This is a genomic window from Stenotrophomonas lacuserhaii (genome assembly GCF_014836545.1).
Classification (GTDB): domain Bacteria; phylum Pseudomonadota; class Gammaproteobacteria; order Xanthomonadales; family Xanthomonadaceae; genus Stenotrophomonas; species Stenotrophomonas lacuserhaii.
In genome coordinates, this window is record NZ_JACSQS010000019.1 from 14,614 (window position 1) to 33,103 (window position 18,490).

An 18,490-nucleotide genomic window follows, 5' to 3' on the forward strand; every position below is an offset into this window, starting at 1 on the left:
CCAAGCCTAGCGCAGTTCAATTGACTACCGACGGTTGGTTTCAGTAGTGACCGCCATGCCCGGTAGTGACGACCGCTGGTCGTCACGCCGTTGCCGCTATCCGCTACCGGCCGATGCGTTCGCCCTTGCCGATGGTCTGCTCCAGCCAGCGTTCGCTCTCGGCCAGCATCGTCATGATAGATTCACGTGCGCGGTAGGCGTGCGATTCATTGGGCAGCATCACCAGCCGCGACGTCCCGCCCAGGCCTTTCACTGCTGCGAACATGCGCTCGCTCTGCATCGGGAAGGTACCGGAATTGTTGTCGTCCACGCCATGGATGAACAGGATCGGATCCTTGATGTTGGCTGCGTAGTTGAACGGCGACATCTTCAGATAGGTGTCCTGCGCCTGCCAGTAGTTGCGCTCTTCGGCCTGGAAACCAAACGGCGTCAGCGTGCGGTTGTAAGCGCCGCTGCGCGCGATGCCGGCCTTGAACAGGCGGCTGTGCGCCAGCAGGTTGGCGGTCATGAACGCCCCGTAGGAGTGCCCGCCGATGGCGATGTGGTCGCGATCGGTGACGCCACGGCGCACCACTTCATCCACCGCTGCCTGTGCGTTGGACACCAGCTGTTCCAGGTAGGTGTCGTTGGGCTCCTTGTCGCCCTCGCCGATGATCGGCATGGTCGGGCTGGCCAGCACGGCGTAGCCCTTGGCCAGGAACGCCTGCGGGCCCCAGTAGCTGACCGCATTGAACAGGTACGGCGAGCCGGTGACCTGGCTGGCCGCCGCCGCGCTCTTGTACTCGCCCGGGTAGGCCCACATCAGCAGCGGGCGCGGTCCATCGCGCTTGGGGTCGTAGCCCGGCGGCAGCAGCAGGGTCGCGGTCAGGTCCACGCCATCCTTGCGCTTGTAGCGGATCTGCTCCTTGCTGATGCCACGCAGGTGCGGCAGCGGATGGGCAAACGCGGTGAGCGCGCGCGGTGCAACCGCCGCATCGCCGAGCGGCTGCACGAAGTAGTTGGCCGGCTGCTCCGGGCTTTCGCGGGTGAACAGCAGCGAGGAAGCATCCGCGCCCAACAAGGCGATCGGCACCGAATAGGTGGGCGCCTGCGAATGGAACAGCCGCGTGGTCTTGCCGGTCGCCAGCTCGTAGCGGTCCAGGAACGGACGGTCGCCTTCCGGCGATGCACCGGCGCCATAGAAGTAGATGCTGTTGCCGTCGGCACTGGTCTGCAGCAGTGCGCGACCGTTGTCGTCGCGCAGCGTGCCCGGCTTGCCCGGATCGCTGTAACGGTCCTGCGCATCGCGGTCGAACAGCAGCTTCGGATCGATCGCCGCCTCATCCGGGGCAATCAGCCAGGTCTTGGTGCGGCGGGTCTTCCACCACGACTCGTTGAGCAGGGCCAGGTCGCCGCGTGCCCAGGTGATGCCGGCATAGCGGCTGCCAAGCTGGGCCAGGGTCACCGGCGGCTTGTCGAACGGCGCGGCCTGCATCAGCACCGCGTCGCGGATGCTGGCCTGCCGGTTCGGGTCTCCGCCGTCCTGGGCTTCGGCCCACACCAGGGTGGCCGGTGCATCGGCACGCCAGCTGATGTCACGCACGCCGGTCACTTCGGCATCGTTGCCGGTCGGCAGGCCTTCCACCAGCGGCCGCGTGGCCACCGTATGCACCAGCTTGCCGGCGCGGTCGAGCACTTCGATGCGGCGCGGGAAACTGCTCACCGGCACCACGTACGAATACGGCCGATGCACGCGCTGGCTGAGCAGGTAGCCACCGTCCGGTGACAGACTCAGGCCGAGGTACACGCCGGCCGTGCCGACCGCGCGGGCCTGGCCGTCCAGGCCGATTTCGGTGGGCTGGCTGTTGGCGTAGTAATCGAACAGGCGCGCGTCAGCCTCGTTCTTCAGCAGGTCCTGGTAGGTGCGGATGGACACCACGCCGCTGCCTTCGCTGGTCTGCTGGACGGCCGGGCCGGTTGGCGCTACGTCGCGCGACGGCGGGCTGCCGGCGTCGCCAAGGCGGCTCATCACCAGCAGGCCGCGGCTGTCGGGCAACCACTGGTAGCCATCACCGAGCACGGTATTCAGCTCACCGCGCAGCCGGCGCGCGCTGGCGCTGGCAACGTCCACCAGCCACAACTCGTTGGCACCGCTGGCCGGATCCACCTGGTTGAAGGCCAGCCATTTCTGGTCCGGCGACCAGGCCAGGCTGGCCACCGACAGCGCCGGGGGCAGGCCGGTGATCTGCCGTTCCCTGCCATCGGCGATGCCCATCAGCCACAGCTTGGCGCCGTAGCTGAAACGGCTGTCGGAGAACGTGCGCGGGTTGATCCGGCGGCCGGCCAGCTTCAGCTCCGGCTGCGCGACCACCTCGATGGACGGCAACGGCGGCATCTGCAGCATCGCGGCCAGATCGCGCTGCGGGGACAGGAACAGGCCCGGCGCGCGTGGCTGGTCCACCACCGCCTGCAGCGCGGCCGAAGGCAGCTCATAGCCCGTGGCGCCGGTGGCGGCCGCAGCGGTCGGCGCGGCGGCCCACACGGCCGGCGTCATCGCCAGCAGGGCCATCGACAGCACCACTCCGTTCCAACGCCCCATGCGGCGCGCGCGCTTGCTCATGGCCATCCTTTTGATGCGGTTGAATACCCGACCTTAACAGCCGCCGCGCTGTTCACCCCCTGCCGATGGTTGGGGCCCCCCCGGGCCGCGATATAATGGCCGCCTTCCCCTGCCGAGGGGCGCTGCGACCGGACAACCCGGCCAGGCTCGGAGGGTGGCAATGTGAAACGGCGCCCGGCTAGATACGAGCATCCGCTCGTCCACAACCGGAGCAATGAATGAACGCTGTTGCCAAGACCTTCTCCACCGAAGGTGATTACAAGATCGCCGATATCTCGCTGGCCGACTGGGGCCGCAAGGAACTGGACATCGCCGAGCACGAGATGCCGGGCCTGATGTCGATCCGCCGCAAGCACGCCGCCACCCTGCCGCTGAAGGGCGTGCGCGTGACCGGCTCGCTGCACATGACCATCCAGACCGCGGTGCTGATCGAAACGCTGAAGGACATCGGCGCCGACGTGCGCTGGGCCTCGTGCAACATCTTCTCCACCCAGGATCATGCCGCCGCGGCGATCGCCGCCTCCGGCACGCCGGTGTTCGCCTGGAAAGGCGAGACGCTGGAAGAATACTGGGACTGCACGCTGGACGCGCTGACCTTCACCCTGGCCGACGGCACCCTGACTGGTCCGGAGCTGGTGGTCGATGACGGCGGCGACGTCACCCTGCTGATCCACAAGGGCTACGAGCTGGAAAACGGCAGCACCTGGGTCGACGAGCCGGCGGCTTCGCACGAAGAGCAGGTCATCAAGAACCTGCTCAAGCGCGTGGCCAGCGAGCGTCCGGGTTACTGGGGCCGCGTGGTCAAGGACTGGAAGGGCGTTTCCGAAGAGACCACCACCGGCGTGCACCGCCTGTACCAGCTGGCCCAGGCCGGCACCCTGCTGATCCCGGCGATCAACGTCAACGACTCGGTCACCAAGAGCAAGTTCGACAACCTGTACGGCTGCCGCGAATCGCTGGCCGATGGCCTGAAGCGCGCAATGGACGTGATGCTGGCCGGCAAGGTCGCCGTGGTCTGCGGCTACGGTGACGTCGGCAAGGGCTGCGCCGCATCGCTGCGTGCCTACGGCGCGCGCGTGGTGGTCACCGAGATCGATCCGATCTGCGCCCTGCAGGCGGCGATGGAAGGCTTCGAGGTCAACACCATCGAATCCACCCTGGGCCGTGGCGACATCTACGTCACCACCACCGGCAACAAGGACATCATCCGCATCGAACACCTGAGCAAGATGAAGGACCAGGCCATCGTCTGCAACATCGGCCACTTCGACAACGAGATCCAGGTCGATGCGCTCAACGCGTTGGCCGGCGTGCAGAAGATCAACATCAAGCCGCAGGTCGACAAGTACGTGTTCGACAACGGCAATGCGATCTTCCTGCTGGCCGACGGCCGCCTGGTGAACCTGGGCTGCGCCACCGGCCACCCGAGCTTTGTGATGTCCAACTCGTTCGCCAACCAGACCCTGGCGCAGATCGACCTGTGGGCGAACAAGGACAGCTACGAGAAGAAGGTCTACCTGCTGCCGAAGAAGCTGGACGAGGAAGTCGCTCGCCTGCACCTGGAAAAGATCGGCGTCAAGCTGACCACCCTGAGCCAGGAACAGGCTGATTACATCGGCGTGCCGGTGGAAGGTCCGTTCAAGCCGGAGCATTACCGCTACTGATCCGCAGGTAACATCGCAGATCGTCTGGACGGGCGCCTTCGGGCGCCCGTTCTTGTTTGATGCCCGGTGGTACCGGGTGCTGGCCGGCAATGCCGGTTTGTCGAGTCCCTGGCCCGGATCAAGCCACGCCCTTCAACAGCGCGCTACGATGCCGGCATGACGCCGGCCATCAACCTGCTCAAGCGCGAAAACATCGCCCATACCGTGCGCCACTATGTGCACGACGCGCATGCCGATTCCTACGGCGGCGAAGCCGTGCAGAAGCTCGGGCTGGAGCCGGAACAGGTGTTCAAGACCCTGGTCGCAAGCACCGAAACCCATGAGCTGCTGGTGGCCATCGTGCCGGTGGCCGCGCAGCTGGACCTGAAGGCGCTGGCCGATGCAGCCGGCTGCCGCAGATGCGCGATGGCGCCGGTGGATGCGGCGCAGCGCGCGACCGGCTATCTGGTCGGTGGCATCAGCCCGCTGGGGCAGAAGAAGCGGCTGCGCACCTTCATCGATGCCAGCGCGCAGGCGCTGCCGACGCTGCATGTCAGTGCGGGCCGGCGTGGATTGGAGGTGGAGCTGGCGCCGGCCGAGCTGGCGCGGTTGACCGGTGCGCTGTTCGCCACGATCCGGCGATAGCGCGAAAGGGGTCAGATTCCTTTTGCGCAGCAAAAGGAATCTGACCCCGTTTCCTGACCCGTCGTTCCGCTATTCCCGCCAGTTGGCGTTGGCTTGCCAGAACGCCACCGCGCGCGCGTAGGCCTCGCGGTCCAGGGGCACGCCGGAGCCGCCCTCCTCCACGCCCAGCGCGTTGCGCATCATGGTGATCGGTGCCATCGGCACTTCTTCGGGTTCGGCGGTGTAGATGCAGCCGACGATGCCCCAATCGGCGGTGATGTGCGTCCCCTCCTTCTCCAGCTGCTCGGCGCTGTACAGGATCACCACCAGGTAGTTGGCCACCGGCGATTCCACGCCCTCGAACCAGCGCACCAGCACCGGCAGTTCGTCTCGGTTGCGCGCTTCGTATCCGCTGCACAGCTGGTGCTGGTTGGCCGCGGTGATCGGCACGGTCAGGCAGCGGGTGCTGGTCCAGTTCTCGTACACATACAGCTTGCAGAACGGCGCATAGCCATCCAGTACCTTGAACGGCGCGTGCGTGTTGAGGTGCTGCACGAACTGTTCGGCCGAACAATCCTGGATGGTGTTGGCGCGCGGCGTGCGCGGAAACAGGCGGGGACGAGCGAATTCGGTCAGGACGATGGACATGGCAGGCACGGCAGGAAGTTTCCCCCAAGGGTACAGGGCGCATCGCGGCCGGGCACTCTGTGGTTACCTCATGACCACCCGCACCCGCATCTCCACCCTCAGCGCACGCAGCGTGCCCACCACGGTGGCCAAGGCCAGCGTGCGCCTGCCCGCCAACTGGCGGTGCAGCACCTCGCACGGCAGCCCGCAGACCCGGGCAACGCGCCGCAGGTCGGCGCCATCGATGAGGGTGAGCAGGGCTTCGGCCAAGATCGGCGCATCACCGCCGCTTTCGAAGGACTCCAATACCGGCCGGTGCTTCTACGTCACCGGCCGGACATCCTGGGTAGCCCGCCCCTCCGGGTCCATCAGGAAACCTGCAATCGGCACCGGCAAGACCGCTTCAAAGCGCCATCCGCTCGCGCAGTTCGCGGGCCTGACGGCGTGAGACTTCCGCACGCCCCCCGTCGGCCAGGATCAGCTCGTAGCCGTCGGCGATGGTCGGCTCCACTGCCCGCACCATCCGCAGGTTGACCAGCGTGTTGCGGTTGGCGCGGAAGAACAGCGCCGCAGGCAGCCGCGCCTCCAGCGCGCTCAGACTGCGCGCCAGCAGGGCGTTCTGGTCGCGGAACCACAGGCGCGCGTAGTTGCCGTCCACCACGATGCGGCTGATCTCGGCCACTGCCACGAACCAGCAGCGTTCACCATCGCGCAGGAACACCTGGTCCTGCGGGCCGAGCAGCACACGTTCGCCCACCCCGCCCTCGTCGGGTGCGCGCCGCTCCAGCGCGCGTTGCAGTGCCTGCTGCAGGCGCGGCGCTTCCACCGGCTTGACCAGATAATCCAGTGCGTTGGCCTGGAAGGCCTGTACCGCGTAGGCATCGTAGGCGGTGACGAACACCACCAGCGGCACCCCTTCCAGCCCATCGAGTACATCGAAGCCGCTGCCGGAAGGCATCTGCACATCCAGCAGTACCACCTCTGGACGCAGGCGGGCGATGGCCTCGCGCGCGGCCGGTACGTCATCGGCCTCGCCGACACAGCTCACCCACGGCAACCCAGACAGCAAAGTGCGCAGTTCCTGCCGTGCCAGGCGCGCGTCATCCACAATCAGTACCCGCAACGGCGCGGTCATTGCGGCACCTCCAGGACGGCCCGCATGCGGTCACCTTCGCACCGCAGTTCAAAGCGGCCGCGGGTGCCGTCCAGTTGGGCGCGCAGGTAGGCAAGGCCAACGCCATGGCCGGCGGTATCGGCGGCGACGCCCAGCGGATTCTCCACGCTGATATGCAGCGCCCCGTCCTGCTGCCGTGCTGCGATGCGCAGTTCGCCACCGGACGGGGTCAACGCGATGCCATGCTTGATCGCGTTTTCCACCAGCAGCTGCAGCGCCATGGCCGGCAACAGCGCGCCGCCGTCCGCGCTTATGTCCTTGACCACGCGCAGGCGCTGTTCGTAGTGAACCGCTTCGATGGCGAGATAGTCATCGACCACGGCCAGCTCCTCATCCAGTGTCACCCGGCTGGCGCCGCCGTGTTCCAGCGCGTGGCGCAGGGTGCGCGACAATCGGGTCACCATTTCCCGTGCGCGTTCCGGGTCTTCGTGGATCAACGCGCGCAGGTTGTTCAGGGCGTTGAAAACAAAATGCGGATTGAGTCGGGCGCGCAGGGCATCACGCTCCAGTGCGCTGTGCGCGGCTTCGGCGCGCAACTGCGCCAGCTGGGCCAGGCGTGCACGCCGCAAGCTGTGCAACCCGGCCCATATACCCGTCCACAAGGCCAGCACGATGACGGTGTTGAGCCAGTATCCGAGCGCCGATGCGAAACTGTAGTCGGCGGTGCCCGTGGGCAGTCGCACCCATCCGTTGCGCAGTGAAGGCAGCAGCACGGCGGCAATCAACGCCTGCGCGAGCAGCGCGCCGACCACAACGCTGGCGGCCAGCCTGGACAGCAGCAACGGCGCGGGATCGTCCCACCAGTGCGCAGTGAGCGCACGCCAGCGGAGCACGCTGCTGATCGCCCACAGCGCCCCCGCCAGCGTCACCCCTATCAGCATGCCGCCACTGCTGGCGCCGCCAAACTGGGCCATCAGGAAGACGTTGAGCAGCGCGTAGGCGGCCCAGGCGATGGTGTTGAGCAACCAGAAGCGCAGCGGGGAATTCGGTTCGTGCATGGGCTTGCCTGGGCGGGTCATGCGTGGCGGGCTGGCGCCACGCATCAAGGCGCCTCGTCAGTCCGTGGTCTTCAGGAAGCTGCGGATCTGCCCGTACAGCCACTGCGGATCATCCCACATCAGGAAGTGGAAACCTTCCGCGCTCATCTCGATACGCACGCCCGGCAGCTTGGCGTACTGTGCCGCGAAGATGCCACGGGTGGACGCTTCAGTGGCCCCCATCGGCCGATACGCCGCCCAGCTACCCAGCACCAGGGTCGGCGAGCGGATGCCCGCCACCGCATCGCGCAGGTCGTTCACCAGCATCGAATGCATCGCCGCCGCCGTGGTGGCACGGTCGCTTTCGCGGGCCCAGCGCACCAGCACCGGCATGTGGCCCTGATCATGCAGCATGCCCCTCAATGCCGCCTCGGCCTGGGCCTGGTAAGCGGCCGGTTCGGCGGCCAACATGCCCGCCCGCATCTGGTCGGCCATCGGCTTGACGCTTGCTGCGGTGGTCTGCGGATTCTGGATGGCCGCATAGAACGGCAGCGAATCGACGATGACCAGCGGCCCCATCGCGTCGGGCGCGGCGATCGCCATCTGCAACGCCAGCACGCCTCCCAGGCTGTGGCCGATGACGGCCGGCTGCTGCAGCTTCTGCGCTTTGGCGTAGGCCAGCAGTTCGTCACGCATGGCCGGCAGGAAATCCGCCGGTAGCGGGTCGGCTGCGGCTGCGCCGGCGAAACCGGGCAGCTGCACCAGGTGACACTGCACCTGCGGCTGCAAGGCCGCGCAGGTCGCGCGCCAGACTTCTGCGCCACTGTTGAGGCCGGGAATCATCAGCACCGGGCGGCCGCTGCCGACTACTTCCACCTGCAGGTGGCCGGGCTTTCCGATAGTGGCCGCCTGGCTGGTGCCGATGCAGGCCAGCAGGGCCAGCAGTCCGCTCACGGCCAGCATGACGCGTCCGGCGCGGTTCCGGGAGAGAGAGCGCTTCATCTGTCGAACTCCAGTCGTTGCAGGGAAGCACAGCGTGCCGTGGCAGGGCGCCGCGCGGCATAAAGAATGACCAACGGTCAAAGGTGTACGGCAAGCGGCCGACAAACAGGACGGCCGAACGGGTTGCATATCCATCGCGATGAAGCGATATACTTACAGCGAGCCCGCCGCCGCCATCGCCATGACCTCTCTCAGCTTCGAGTTCTACCCGCCCAAGACCGATGAGCAGCGCAGCCAGCTGGACCGCACCGCCGCCAAGCTGCGCAGCTTCAGGCCCGAGTACGTGTCATGCACGTTCGGCGCCGGCGGCTCCACGCTCAGCTATACCTCCGAAACGGTGCGCCACCTCAAGCAGCACCACCGGTTCGAGGCTGCCCCGCATCTTTCCTGCGTCGGCGGCAGCCGCCAGGAAATCCGCGAGCTGCTCAAGCTGTACCGCGCCATCGGCTGCAGCCGCATCGTCGCCCTGCGCGGTGACCTGCCTTCGGGCATGGGCCACCCCGGTGACCTGCGCTACGCCGCCGAGCTGATCGATTTCATCCGTGCCGAGCACGGCAACGCGTTCCGCATCGAAGTTGGCGCGTATCCGGAAACCCACCCGCAGGCCAGCGACGCGCTGGCCGACCTGAAGCATTTCAAGGCCAAGGTGGATGCCGGGGCCGATGCAGCGATTACCCAGTATTTCTACAACGCCGATGCGTACTTCCATTTCGTCGATGCGGTCCGCGCGCTCGGCGTCAGCGTGCCGATCGTGCCGGGCATCATGCCGATCTCCAACTTCAGCCAGCTGCGCCGTTTTTCCGAGCAGTGCGGCGCGGAAATCCCGCGCTGGATCGGGCGCAAGATGCAGGCCTATGGCGATGACAGTGAATCGATCCGTGCCTTCGGCGCCGAGGTAGTCGCGCAGTTGTGCCAGCGACTGGTGGAAGGCGGCGCACCCGGCCTGCATTTCTACACGTTGAACCTGGCCAAGCCGACGACGTCGGTGCTGAAACTGCTGCACGGCTGACGCGTTTTCATCGCCTGGGCGGGCGCCGGGCGCTACCCTGCAGGCAATGAGAATCCTTGCCTGCCTGCCGTTGCTCCTGCTGCTGTCCGCCCCGCCTGCGCCGGCCCAGGCGCAGCAGACGCAGCGCCTGAACCGCTGTACCGATGCCGGCGGACAAAGTGTCTACACCGACCGGCCCTGCGAAAGCCTCGGTGCCCGTTCGGGGCTGCCGGAAGCCACTGCCGCGAGCACCGGCAACACCCAGCAACGCAACACGCTCGGCGCCAGCTGCCCGCGTCGGCTGAGCGAGCTGGTGGGCGCGCTGCGTGGCGCGATGGCGGCGAACGACGTCAACCGTCTTTCCACGTTGTACCTGTGGGGGTCGGTATCCGACGCCGGTGCGCAGCGCATCCTGGGCCAGCTGGAGTCCATCGCGCGGCGCCCACTGGTGGATATCGTGCCGGTGTATCCCCAGACGCAGGAACCGCTGCTGCCCGCAGCGGAAGGCCTGGCGGAGGCTGCGGAAGATCGCCCCAATCCGATCGCACTGCGGTTGGAGCAGGTGCTGCCGGGCACCGCCACGCCGGCGCGCAGCGTGCTGGGACTGCGCCGGCAATATGGGTGCTTCTGGATCACGCTGTAACCGCTGCGTCGCCGCGTGCGTGGGTAACGACGGCCCGCAGGATGCCGGCCAGGACGACCGGCATAGCCATGCTCGGCGGCGTTCCGTTCCGGCAATGCGATGCCGGACCCAGACCGCGCTGCGCGCTCGCCGAGCATGGCTCGGCGCTACCGGTTGATCGGACGGCCGGTCAGGCGGGCCACAGGCCACGGATGGCAGCGATGCCCTGTGCGCCGTGGCGGCGGGCGGTGACGATGTCATCGGCACCCAGTCCGCCCAGCGCATAGATCGGCAGGGCCACCTGCGCGCGCAGGGCGGCGAAGCGCTCCCATCCCATCGGCTCGGCACCGGGATGGCTGGCCGTCGCCTGTACCGGCCCCAGCACCACGAAGTCACAGCCCAGTTGCTGCGCGGCCTGCAGCTGCGACAGGTCATGGCATGAGGCCGCCACCAGCTGGTCAGCCGGCAGCGGTCGCTCCTGCAGGGTGGCCAGTTGCTCGGCCCCCAGATGCACGCCGACACCCAGCGTGCGGGCCAGCTCGATATCGCGGTTTAGCAGCCACTGCCCGGCCCGGCGATGGTCGCGCACCACCGCTTCGCACAGTGCCACGCGCCGTGGGTGGTCGGGCGGCAGGCGCAGCTGGATGCGCTGGTGCCCATCGGCGAGGGCACGCCGCAGTTGCTCGCTCCAGCGCAGCTGGTCGCTGTCGTCGTCCGCTGGCGGCGGCGTGATCAGGTAGCGGTCGGGCTGGCGCAGCGCGGCCACTACCGGCAGGTCGGCCGGCGGCATCGAATAGCGTCCCAGCTTTTCCGGCGCCACCCAGGTGATCGCCTGGCCTTCGCGACCGCGCGGGCTGCCCTTCCAGCTGCGGATGTGACGCACCTCCAGCACCAGGTCCTTGTCAGGGTAGGACTGCGGCACGTCCATCAGCCAAGCGCCGACGTCCGCCTCGATGCCGAGTTCTTCCTGCAGTTCGCGAGCCAGGGCTTGTTCGGAGCTTTCGCCGGGTTCGCGCTTGCCGCCCGGGAATTCCCACAGGCCGGCCAGATCGCTGTGTTCGGTGCGACGGTTGAGCAGCACGCGGCCGCGCGCATCGGTGATGACGCCAGCCACCACATGGATGGATCGTTTGGGGGAGGACATGGGGGCAGCATGCCGAAAATGGCGGAGGTGACGCAAGCTGCATGGGAACGCTGTGACGACCAACGGTCGTCACCCATCGAACCAACGGTCGCCACCCACCGGGGCAACCGCCTGACGGCCAGCGGCCGTCACTACCGGGTAGCGCCACGCCATGCTCGGCGGGCATCGGACCGGCCGAACGACAACGGGCTCCCGAAGGAGCCCGTTGCCGTCCTGCCAGCGCTCAGCGATGGATCAGAACGCCACGTTCCAGTTCAGCTGTGCACCGACTTCGCGCTGGCCGTCACCGGCGCGGCCCTGCGCGGCGAAGGACAGGCGGCTGCGGCTGGAGGTGTTGACCGATACGCCCAGCTCGGCGATGCCGACGTTGCGCGCCAGCGGCAGGCCCTGCACGGTGAAGCCTTCGCTGCCCGCCACGAAGCGATGGGTCGAGTCCGCGCGCAGCTCACCGGCCGCGTTCTGCCAGGCCAGCCCGGCTTCCAGTCGCGCACCGTCCTGCTGGCCGCCGCTGATGTCCCACGCGGCGCGCACGCCGGCCGTGGTGGTCCACGCTTCGTCCTTGCTGGCAGCGATCGCCAGGGCGGCATTGCCTCCGGTTTCGATGCCGGCATCGGTGGACAGGCGGGTGTAGGCCACTGCCACGTACGGGGTCAGCGTCAACGCATCGTCGAGCTGGAAATCCCAGCCACCTTCGACGAAACCGGAAACAGCATGCGCATCGCGGCGGTTGGACAGGGTCTGCCCCCACGCCGTGCCCGCACCGACCGTACGCCGTGTATCCAGCTCGTAGTCGGCGTAGCTGGCGCCACCGTTGACGTATGCGTTGTCGCCACGGAAACCGGCATACAGGCCACTGTGCACGGCATCCACGTCGGTCGTCGCATTGCGTGCGTTGACCTGCTGGCGCAGCGACTCCGGGCCACCGGCCACGCCGAAGGTCCAGCGCTCGCCGATGCTCCAGTCGGCACCGGCCATCAGGCCCTGGCGGTGGTCGCGGGTACGCGCGGCGCTGCCATTGCCATCGCGCTGGCTGGAGGTACCGCTGCCACCGATCCAGGCGGACGGGCCGTCGCCGGCCGGCATGCCGCTGCGCAGGCGCTGGCTGATGCCATCGCGCAGGAAGCGGTCTTCCAGCAGCAACGCACGGTTGCTGGCGTGGATTTCGCCGGACAGGTCATCAAACGCCAGGCGGGCGCTGTCCGCATCCAGCATCAGCAGGCGGTTGTACAGCGCCAGGGGATCACCGGACTGCTGCAGCGTATCCAGCGCAGCCGCCGTGGCGAGCTGGTTGCCGGTCGCCGCTGCGGCGACGAAGACCTGCGGCGGCGGGGTGACCGGATCGACCGGCGGGGTGATCGGATCCACCGGCGGTTCAACCGGCGGGTCGACCGGGTCCACCGGCGGGTCCACCGGCGGATCGACCGGGCCGGTGCCCTTTACGGCAATGTTCAAGCGCACATCGTTGGCGGTATAGCTCAGCGAGGTATCCAGGAACGCCGAACGCGAGATCACGTCATCGAAGGTACCGGCCACGCCCCCTGCCGCGGTAAGGATCGTGTAGCTCTGCCCATCCTGGTAACTGGCCGCCGGATCCAGCGCGGTGACACGCACGCCGGTGTCGCCGGTCAGGCCGGTATTGGCACCGTGCCCGATGTAGGCCTTGCCGGCCACGGTCAGCAGGTCGGCCTGTCCGTTGCCCAGCACGTCCACGTCGAAGAAGGCCTTGTTCGCGACCTGTTCGGGCAGCAGCGCGTTGGCGTTGTAGAACAGGTCGCCGTCGATGGTCATCGTGCCGACACCGGCGTGGCCCGGCGACAGCGTGCCGCCATCGCGCACATAGGTGGTGCCGACCGTCGCATTGCCGGCCAGCACGCCGCTGCCGCTGACTTCAGCCAGCGAGCTTCGACGCACCTCGCTGCCGAGACCCGCACCGAAATCGATGGTCTGCTGGAAGCCTGCCGCACCGTTCAGCACCAGTGTTCCGCCACGCACGTCGATCTGCTGCTGCAGGGCCTGGCTGGGGCCTGTGTAGCCTTCGCCCGCGTACATGTCCGAGTTGATCACCAGGCTGCCGCCGTTGACGGTGATGTCGCCGCCGAACGCGCGCAGGTCACCATCGAGCGTGGTGTTGCCCGACACCTGGGTCAGCGCACCGCCGTGCAGGTGGGCATTGGACGATCCCGTAGAAACGGTCTGGATGGTGTTGCCCAGCGTGATGTCACCGGTGTGGTTGAACACCAGGCCGCCGGCGTTGCTGTCCATCGAGATCGCTGCGCCATCCAGCGTGCCGGCTTCTTCGGCGGCCAGCCACTGCGGGCCGCCGTCGGCCACCGACCATGTCGCCATGCCGCCGCCCAGCACCAGGTATCCGCTCTGGTCCAGCAGGATGCCGCTGCCACCGGCCACCCGCCCACCGTTGTTCACACTCAACATGCCGTACGGACCGCGCATCAGCACCGCGCCGACCGTCAGGCCGTTCACCGCTTCGATGGCCGATCCGGCGCCACTGACACGCACCTGTTCGTCCAGCAACGCCGGCGTCATGGTGACGTCATTAAGGCCGCCGCTGATGTTGACCGAATCACTGCGGATGACCGCGCCGTCCAGCACGTCCAGGTTGGTGCTGATGGCCATCGCACCGGTATTGGTCCAGCGCGTATCCGCGCCGGTGATGCGTGCCGTGCTGGCGGTCGGGCCGAAGCTGTCCTTGATCGCCGCGCGATCGGATTCGATCACGCCACCGGCTTCCAGCACCAAGTGGTTGCTCGCATCCACGCGCGCGGCACGGATCGCCGAGCCGGCACCGGTCACCACGATGCTTCCTGTCTGGCCGTAATCACCGCTGCCCAGTGCGTCGTACTTTTCCGCATTGACTTCGTCGGCGGTGACCACGCCGCCAGCCTCTACGCGCAGCGTGCCGTCACCGTTCTGGCCCACCCGCACGGTGGCGGCGTCGACCACCGATCCCGCTCCGCTGACGCTCAGCGTGCCGGTCGCGTTGTTGGAGGCGCCAAGCACCAGATCCTGCGACACCAGCTGGCCGCCGCCGCTGACAGTGATCTCACCGCGACCGCCCTGGGTGGCACCGGACTGCGTGCCTGCGCCAACATAGATGCCGCGACCGGCCTCGACGCGACCGCCGTCCACGTCCAGGCGACCCTGGCCCACCTGGCCGACCAGCAGATTGTTGTCGGTAACCAGAAGCTGGCCGCCGTTGCGGACGTTGATCGTGCCGCTGCCCGCCGGGTCCGAACCGAGGCTGACGCCGAAGTTGTTCACTACCGTATAAGCCATCGTGCTGGTGACGCGACCGCCATCGATATCCAGCGTGCCGGTGCCCTGGCGCCCAACCAGCAGCTGGCGTGCGGTCAGGCTGGAGTCGGCGCCACGTACCAGCGCGTTGCCGGTACCGCCAGCGCCATAACCCAGCGACACCGTGTTGTTGGACGTGGCCGTACCACCGTCGAGCAGCTGCAGGGTGCCGGCGCCGGCCTCGCCGATACGCAGTGCCGCGCCGGTCATCTGCAGGTAAGCGGTCGGGCCGATCACCCGCAGGGTGCCGTCGGCGCCGGCAACGGTACCCAGCGATACCAGGCCGTTGGACGTCAACTGGCCGCCGCCGACCAGGTCGATCGCCACCGCGCCGGTGTTGCCGATGAAGAAGCCGTCGGCGTAGACACGGGTGTCGCCGATGACTTCGTCGCTGGTGAAGTCGTAGGGCACCGCGAATGCGGAAGGTGCCGCAGCGGCACCCACGCACAGCGCGGCAACCACGGCGACGCCGAGCGGTGAGCGACGGCGCGTTGCACCGACGCTGCGGGCCGGCGAGGACGTGCCGGACGCAAGTTCAGAGGCCACCTGCATGGCACCGGTAGCGCGGTTGAAGACCAAACGGTAAATCCTGTTCATGAAGCTCCTTGGGATGACGATCAGGACGCGGGTGAGCGCGTCGCGCGCCGGGGTGCGCGCTGGAACCCTGCGTGTGGAAGAACGCGCGGGGCCAGTGACCCTAAGGGGCATGTCAGGAAAATCCGAGGGGGTGCTCCCCACTTTCGTGTGGGGATGCACCCGACACGAAGGTCAGAGAATTCTGATTGGGTCCAATAGGTGAAATCGATCACATGAGGCATATCGCAGGTGATGCATTTGTGGTCGCGCATTTCCCGCAGTTCGTCGCCTGTTTTTATGGCAATAACGACGCGCGCTTGCCGCCGGCGCGGCAATAGCGACACGCCGGCGTGACGCTTGCAGCGTAAAAAAAACCCCGCTTGCGCGGGGTTCTTTTCGATCTGCATCAGCGAAGGTGAATCAGCTCAACTGACCGTGGCAGTGCTTGTACTTCTTGCCGCTGCCGCACGGGCACGGATCGTTGCGACCGATCTTCGGCTCGCCGCCCTGCGACAGGCCGTCCTGCTGTGCGGCCTGCACCTGTGCAGCTTCTTCGTCGGCGCCATAGCCGCCGGCATCCTGGTGCTGGAACTGCGACTGGCTCAGGCGCGCCTGCACCTGCTGGCGCTCGGCCGCTTCCAGTGCCGCCACTTCCTCGTCGCTGCGGATGCGCACGCGCGAGAGCATGGTCACCACTTCGCGCTTGACGTCTTCCAGCATGCCGGAGAACAGCTCGAAAGCTTCCTTCTTGTATTCCTGCTTGGGCTGCTTCTGCGCGTAACCACGCAGGTAGATGCCCTGGCGCAGGTAATCCATGCGCGCCAGATGTTCCTTCCAGCTCTGGTCGAGCACGGTCAGCATGACGTGCTTTTCCAGCGCGCGCATGGTCTCCGGACCAACGCCGGTTTCCTTCGCCTCGAAGTGTGCGTTGACGCGCTCCTGCACCTTCTGCGCGATGGCTTCGGCGTCCAGCTCCTCGTGCTGCCTGACCAGGTCGGTGACCGACATTTCAAGGCCGAAATCAGACAGCAGCGTGGCTTCCAGGCCCGGCAGGTCCCACTGCTCGTCGATCGAGTTCGGCGGCACGAAGCGCGCCACGATGTCGAAGATCACATCGTCGCGGATGCCATCGACGTTGTCCTTCACCGACTCGGCGTCCAGCAGTTCGTCGCGCTGGGCGTAGATCACCTTGCGCTGGTCGTTGTTGACGTCGTCGAAGTCCAGCAGGTTCTTGCGGATGTCGAAGTTGTGCGCTTCCACCTTGCGCTGCGCCTTCTCGATCTGGCGGCTCACCAGGCGGTCCTCGATGACGTCGTCTTCCTTCATGCCCATCATGCGCATCGCTTTCTGCACCCAGTCCGAGGCGAAGATGCGCATCAGGTTGTCTTCCAGCGACAGGTAGAAACGGGACGAACCCGGATCGCCCTGGCGGCCGGAACGGCCACGCAGCTGGTTGTCGATACGGCGCGATTCGTGGCGCTCGGTACCGACGATGTGCAGGCCGCCGGCCGCCTTGACCGCGTCATGGCGCTTCTGCCATTCGGCCTTGGCGGCTGCACGCTCTGCGTCGCTGGCCTCTTCGCCCATCTCGTGCAGTTCGGTTTCCAGCGAACCACCCAGCACGATGTCGGTACCGCGACCAGCCATGTTGGTGGCGATGGTCACCGCGCCCGGACGACCGGCGTTGGCGACGATGGTCGCTTCGCGGTCATGCTGCTTGGCGTTGAGCACTTCGTGGTGCACGCCGGCCTTGCGCAGGTGTTCGGACAGCATTTCCGAGGTTTCAATCGAGGTGGTGCCGACCAGCACCGGCTGGCCGCGCTTGTTGCATTCCTGGATGTCGGCCAGCACCGCGTTGAACTTGCCCTGGCGGTTGAGGAACACCTGGTCCGGCGAGTCCTTGCGGATGGTCGGGCGGTTGGTCGGGATGACCACCACTTCCAGGTTGTAGATGCTCTGGAATTCGAAGGCTTCGGTATCGGCGGTGCCGGTCATGCCGGACAGCTTGCCGTACATGCGGAACAGGTTCTGGAAGGTGATGCTGGCCAGGGTCTGGTTTTCGCGCTGGACCGGCACGCCTTCCTTCGCTTCCACCGCCTGGTGCAGGCCATCGGACCAGCGGCGGCCGGCCAGGGTGCGGCCGGTGAACTCATCGACGATGACCACTTCGCCGTCGCGCACGATGTAATCCACGTCGCGCTGGTAGATGGCGTGCGCGCGCAGGGCGGCGTTGAGGTGGTGCACAACGGTCAGGTTCTGCGCCGCGTACAGGCCTTCGGTTTCGGCATCCAGGATGCCGGCTTCCACCAGCAGGCGCTCGGCGTGTTCCATGCCCGCTTCGGACAGGTGGACCTGCTTGCCCTTCTCGTCGATCCAGAAGTCGCCGTCGCCCTCTTCGCTTTCCTGTTTGACCAGGTTCGGCACGATGCGGTTGACGCGGATGTACAGCTCCGGGGAATCATCGGCCGGGCCGGAGATGATCAGCGGGGTACGCGCTTCGTCGATCAGGATGGAGTCGACTTCATCGACGATGGCGTAATGCAGGCCGCGCTGGTAGCGGTCGGCCTTGGACAGCGCCATGTTGTCGCGCAGGTAGTCGAAACCGAATTCGTTGTTGGTGCCGTAAGTGATGTCGCTGCCATAGGCTTCGCGCTTGTCGCCGTGCGGCATGCCCGGGTACACCACGCCAACGCTCAGGCCCAGCCAGTTGTACAGCTTGCCCATCTGCGCCGAGTCACGGCGGGCCAGGTAGTCGTTCACCGTGACCACGTGGACGCCCTTGCCTTCCAGCGCGTTCAGGTACACCGGCAGGGTCGCCACCAGGGTCTTGCCTTCACCGGTGCGCATCTCGGCGATCTTGCCCAGGTGCAGCACCATGCCGCCGATCAGCTGCACATCGTAATGGCGCATGCCGAGCACGCGGCGGCTGGCTTCACGGCAGACCGCGAACGCTTCCGGCAACACCTTGTCCAGGGCCTCGCCTTCGGCGATGCGCTGCTTGAACTCCGGCGTCTTGGCCTGGAGCTGCGCATCGCTGAGCTTCTCCATGTCCGGCTCCAGCGCATTGACCTTGGCGACGATGCGGTTGAGCTGGCGCAGCTGTCGTTCATTACGACTGCCGAAAACGCGGGTAAGCAGGCTGTTGATCATTGAGGGAACCGGTTGTCAGGTGAACGCCGGCACGGCTCCCTTCAGGAATCCG

General features: G+C 66.9%; 13 protein-coding genes and 1 riboswitch. Of the genes, 4 read left to right on the forward strand and 9 right to left on the reverse strand.

Annotation, left to right across the window (positions count from 1 at the left end; translation table 11 throughout):
• Positions 1-103 precede the first annotated feature (103 nt).
• Positions 104-2,599 (reverse strand): S9 family peptidase, encoded by a 2,496-nt coding sequence (locus H9654_RS15195; RefSeq protein WP_191771626.1) that lies wholly within the window; start codon positions 2,597-2,599, stop codon positions 104-106.
• 108 nt (positions 2,600-2,707) lie between these two features.
• Positions 2,708-2,782, forward strand: a riboswitch (S-adenosyl-L-homocysteine riboswitch).
• Between the two features lie 35 nt (positions 2,783-2,817).
• On the opposite strand from H9654_RS15195, the gene ahcY reads away from it, so the two are divergent.
• On the forward strand, positions 2,818-4,263 hold the full coding sequence (ahcY, locus tag H9654_RS15200; protein WP_191771628.1) for an adenosylhomocysteinase: 1,446 nt from the start codon (positions 2,818-2,820) through the stop codon (positions 4,261-4,263).
• Between the two features lie 156 nt (positions 4,264-4,419).
• Positions 4,420-4,887 (forward strand): Cys-tRNA(Pro) deacylase, encoded by a 468-nt coding sequence (gene ybaK, locus H9654_RS15205; protein WP_191771630.1) that lies wholly within the window; start codon positions 4,420-4,422, stop codon positions 4,885-4,887.
• A 69-nt stretch (positions 4,888-4,956) separates the two neighbouring features.
• Here the strand turns inward: ybaK and H9654_RS15210 are convergent, their stop codons facing one another.
• The 5 genes from H9654_RS15210 to H9654_RS15230 form a co-directional block, all read right to left on the reverse strand.
• Positions 4,957-5,514 (reverse strand): DUF3228 family protein, encoded by a 558-nt coding sequence (locus tag H9654_RS15210; RefSeq protein ID WP_191771632.1) that lies wholly within the window; start codon positions 5,512-5,514, stop codon positions 4,957-4,959.
• A 63-nt stretch (positions 5,515-5,577) separates the two neighbouring features.
• Positions 5,578-5,799, reverse strand: coding sequence for a hypothetical protein (locus H9654_RS15215; protein ID WP_191771634.1), 222 nt, complete (start codon positions 5,797-5,799; stop codon positions 5,578-5,580).
• A 97-nt stretch (positions 5,800-5,896) separates the two neighbouring features.
• Positions 5,897-6,628, reverse strand: a complete 732-nt coding sequence (locus H9654_RS15220; RefSeq protein WP_191771636.1) for a LytR/AlgR family response regulator transcription factor — start codon at positions 6,626-6,628, stop codon at positions 5,897-5,899.
• Positions 6,625-7,665 carry a sensor histidine kinase gene (locus H9654_RS15225; protein ID WP_191771637.1) on the reverse strand — a complete coding sequence of 347 codons (1,041 nt, stop codon included), beginning with the start codon at positions 7,663-7,665 and terminating at the stop codon, positions 6,625-6,627. Before H9654_RS15225 ends, H9654_RS15220 begins: the two co-directional genes overlap by 4 nt.
• A gap of 57 nt (positions 7,666-7,722) precedes the next feature.
• The gene (locus tag H9654_RS15230; protein ID WP_191771639.1) at positions 7,723-8,646 is read right to left on the reverse strand and encodes an alpha/beta fold hydrolase; all 924 of its coding nucleotides are present in this window, start codon (positions 8,644-8,646) and stop codon (positions 7,723-7,725) included.
• Positions 8,647-8,827: 181 nt separating this feature from the next.
• On the opposite strand from H9654_RS15230, the gene metF reads away from it, so the two are divergent.
• Together metF and H9654_RS15240 are read left to right on the forward strand one after the other, a co-directional pair.
• Positions 8,828-9,655, forward strand: coding sequence for a methylenetetrahydrofolate reductase [NAD(P)H] (gene metF, locus H9654_RS15235; RefSeq protein WP_101098607.1), 828 nt, complete (start codon positions 8,828-8,830; stop codon positions 9,653-9,655).
• 46 nt (positions 9,656-9,701) lie between these two features.
• Complete coding sequence (locus H9654_RS15240) at positions 9,702-10,277, forward strand: DUF4124 domain-containing protein (protein WP_191771641.1); 576 nt, start codon at positions 9,702-9,704, stop codon at positions 10,275-10,277.
• A 169-nt stretch (positions 10,278-10,446) separates the two neighbouring features.
• Here the strand turns inward: H9654_RS15240 and H9654_RS15245 are convergent, their stop codons facing one another.
• From H9654_RS15245 to secA, 3 genes are all read right to left on the reverse strand, one after another.
• Positions 10,447-11,400, reverse strand: coding sequence for a Nudix family hydrolase (locus H9654_RS15245; RefSeq protein WP_191771643.1), 954 nt, complete (start codon positions 11,398-11,400; stop codon positions 10,447-10,449).
• A 234-nt stretch (positions 11,401-11,634) separates the two neighbouring features.
• On the reverse strand, positions 11,635-15,309 hold the full coding sequence (locus tag H9654_RS15250) for an autotransporter outer membrane beta-barrel domain-containing protein (RefSeq protein WP_225212102.1): 3,675 nt from the start codon (positions 15,307-15,309) through the stop codon (positions 11,635-11,637).
• A 399-nt stretch (positions 15,310-15,708) separates the two neighbouring features.
• Positions 15,709-18,438, reverse strand: a complete 2,730-nt coding sequence (gene secA, locus H9654_RS15255; protein ID WP_191771645.1) for a preprotein translocase subunit SecA — start codon at positions 18,436-18,438, stop codon at positions 15,709-15,711.
• Positions 18,439-18,490: the final 52 nt, after the last annotated feature.

Coding starts and splice junctions, on each gene's coding strand:
- metF (WP_101098607.1), top strand. CDS start 8,828: ATGACCTCTCTCAGCTTCGAGTTCTACCCGCCCAAGACCGATGAGCAG.
- H9654_RS15240 (WP_191771641.1), top strand. CDS start 9,702: ATGAGAATCCTTGCCTGCCTGCCGTTGCTCCTGCTGCTGTCCGCCCCG.
- H9654_RS15250 (WP_225212102.1), bottom strand. CDS start 15,309: ATGAACAGGATTTACCGTTTGGTCTTCAACCGCGCTACCGGTGCCATG.
- H9654_RS15220 (WP_191771636.1), bottom strand. CDS start 6,628: ATGACCGCGCCGTTGCGGGTACTGATTGTGGATGACGCGCGCCTGGCA.
- ybaK (WP_191771630.1), top strand. CDS start 4,420: ATGACGCCGGCCATCAACCTGCTCAAGCGCGAAAACATCGCCCATACC.
- H9654_RS15230 (WP_191771639.1), bottom strand. CDS start 8,646: ATGAAGCGCTCTCTCTCCCGGAACCGCGCCGGACGCGTCATGCTGGCC.
- H9654_RS15210 (WP_191771632.1), bottom strand. CDS start 5,514: ATGTCCATCGTCCTGACCGAATTCGCTCGTCCCCGCCTGTTTCCGCGC.
- secA (WP_191771645.1), bottom strand. CDS start 18,438: ATGATCAACAGCCTGCTTACCCGCGTTTTCGGCAGTCGTAATGAACGA.
- H9654_RS15225 (WP_191771637.1), bottom strand. CDS start 7,665: ATGCACGAACCGAATTCCCCGCTGCGCTTCTGGTTGCTCAACACCATC.
- H9654_RS15245 (WP_191771643.1), bottom strand. CDS start 11,400: ATGTCCTCCCCCAAACGATCCATCCATGTGGTGGCTGGCGTCATCACC.
- ahcY (WP_191771628.1), top strand. CDS start 2,818: ATGAACGCTGTTGCCAAGACCTTCTCCACCGAAGGTGATTACAAGATC.
- H9654_RS15195 (WP_191771626.1), bottom strand. CDS start 2,599: ATGAGCAAGCGCGCGCGCCGCATGGGGCGTTGGAACGGAGTGGTGCTG.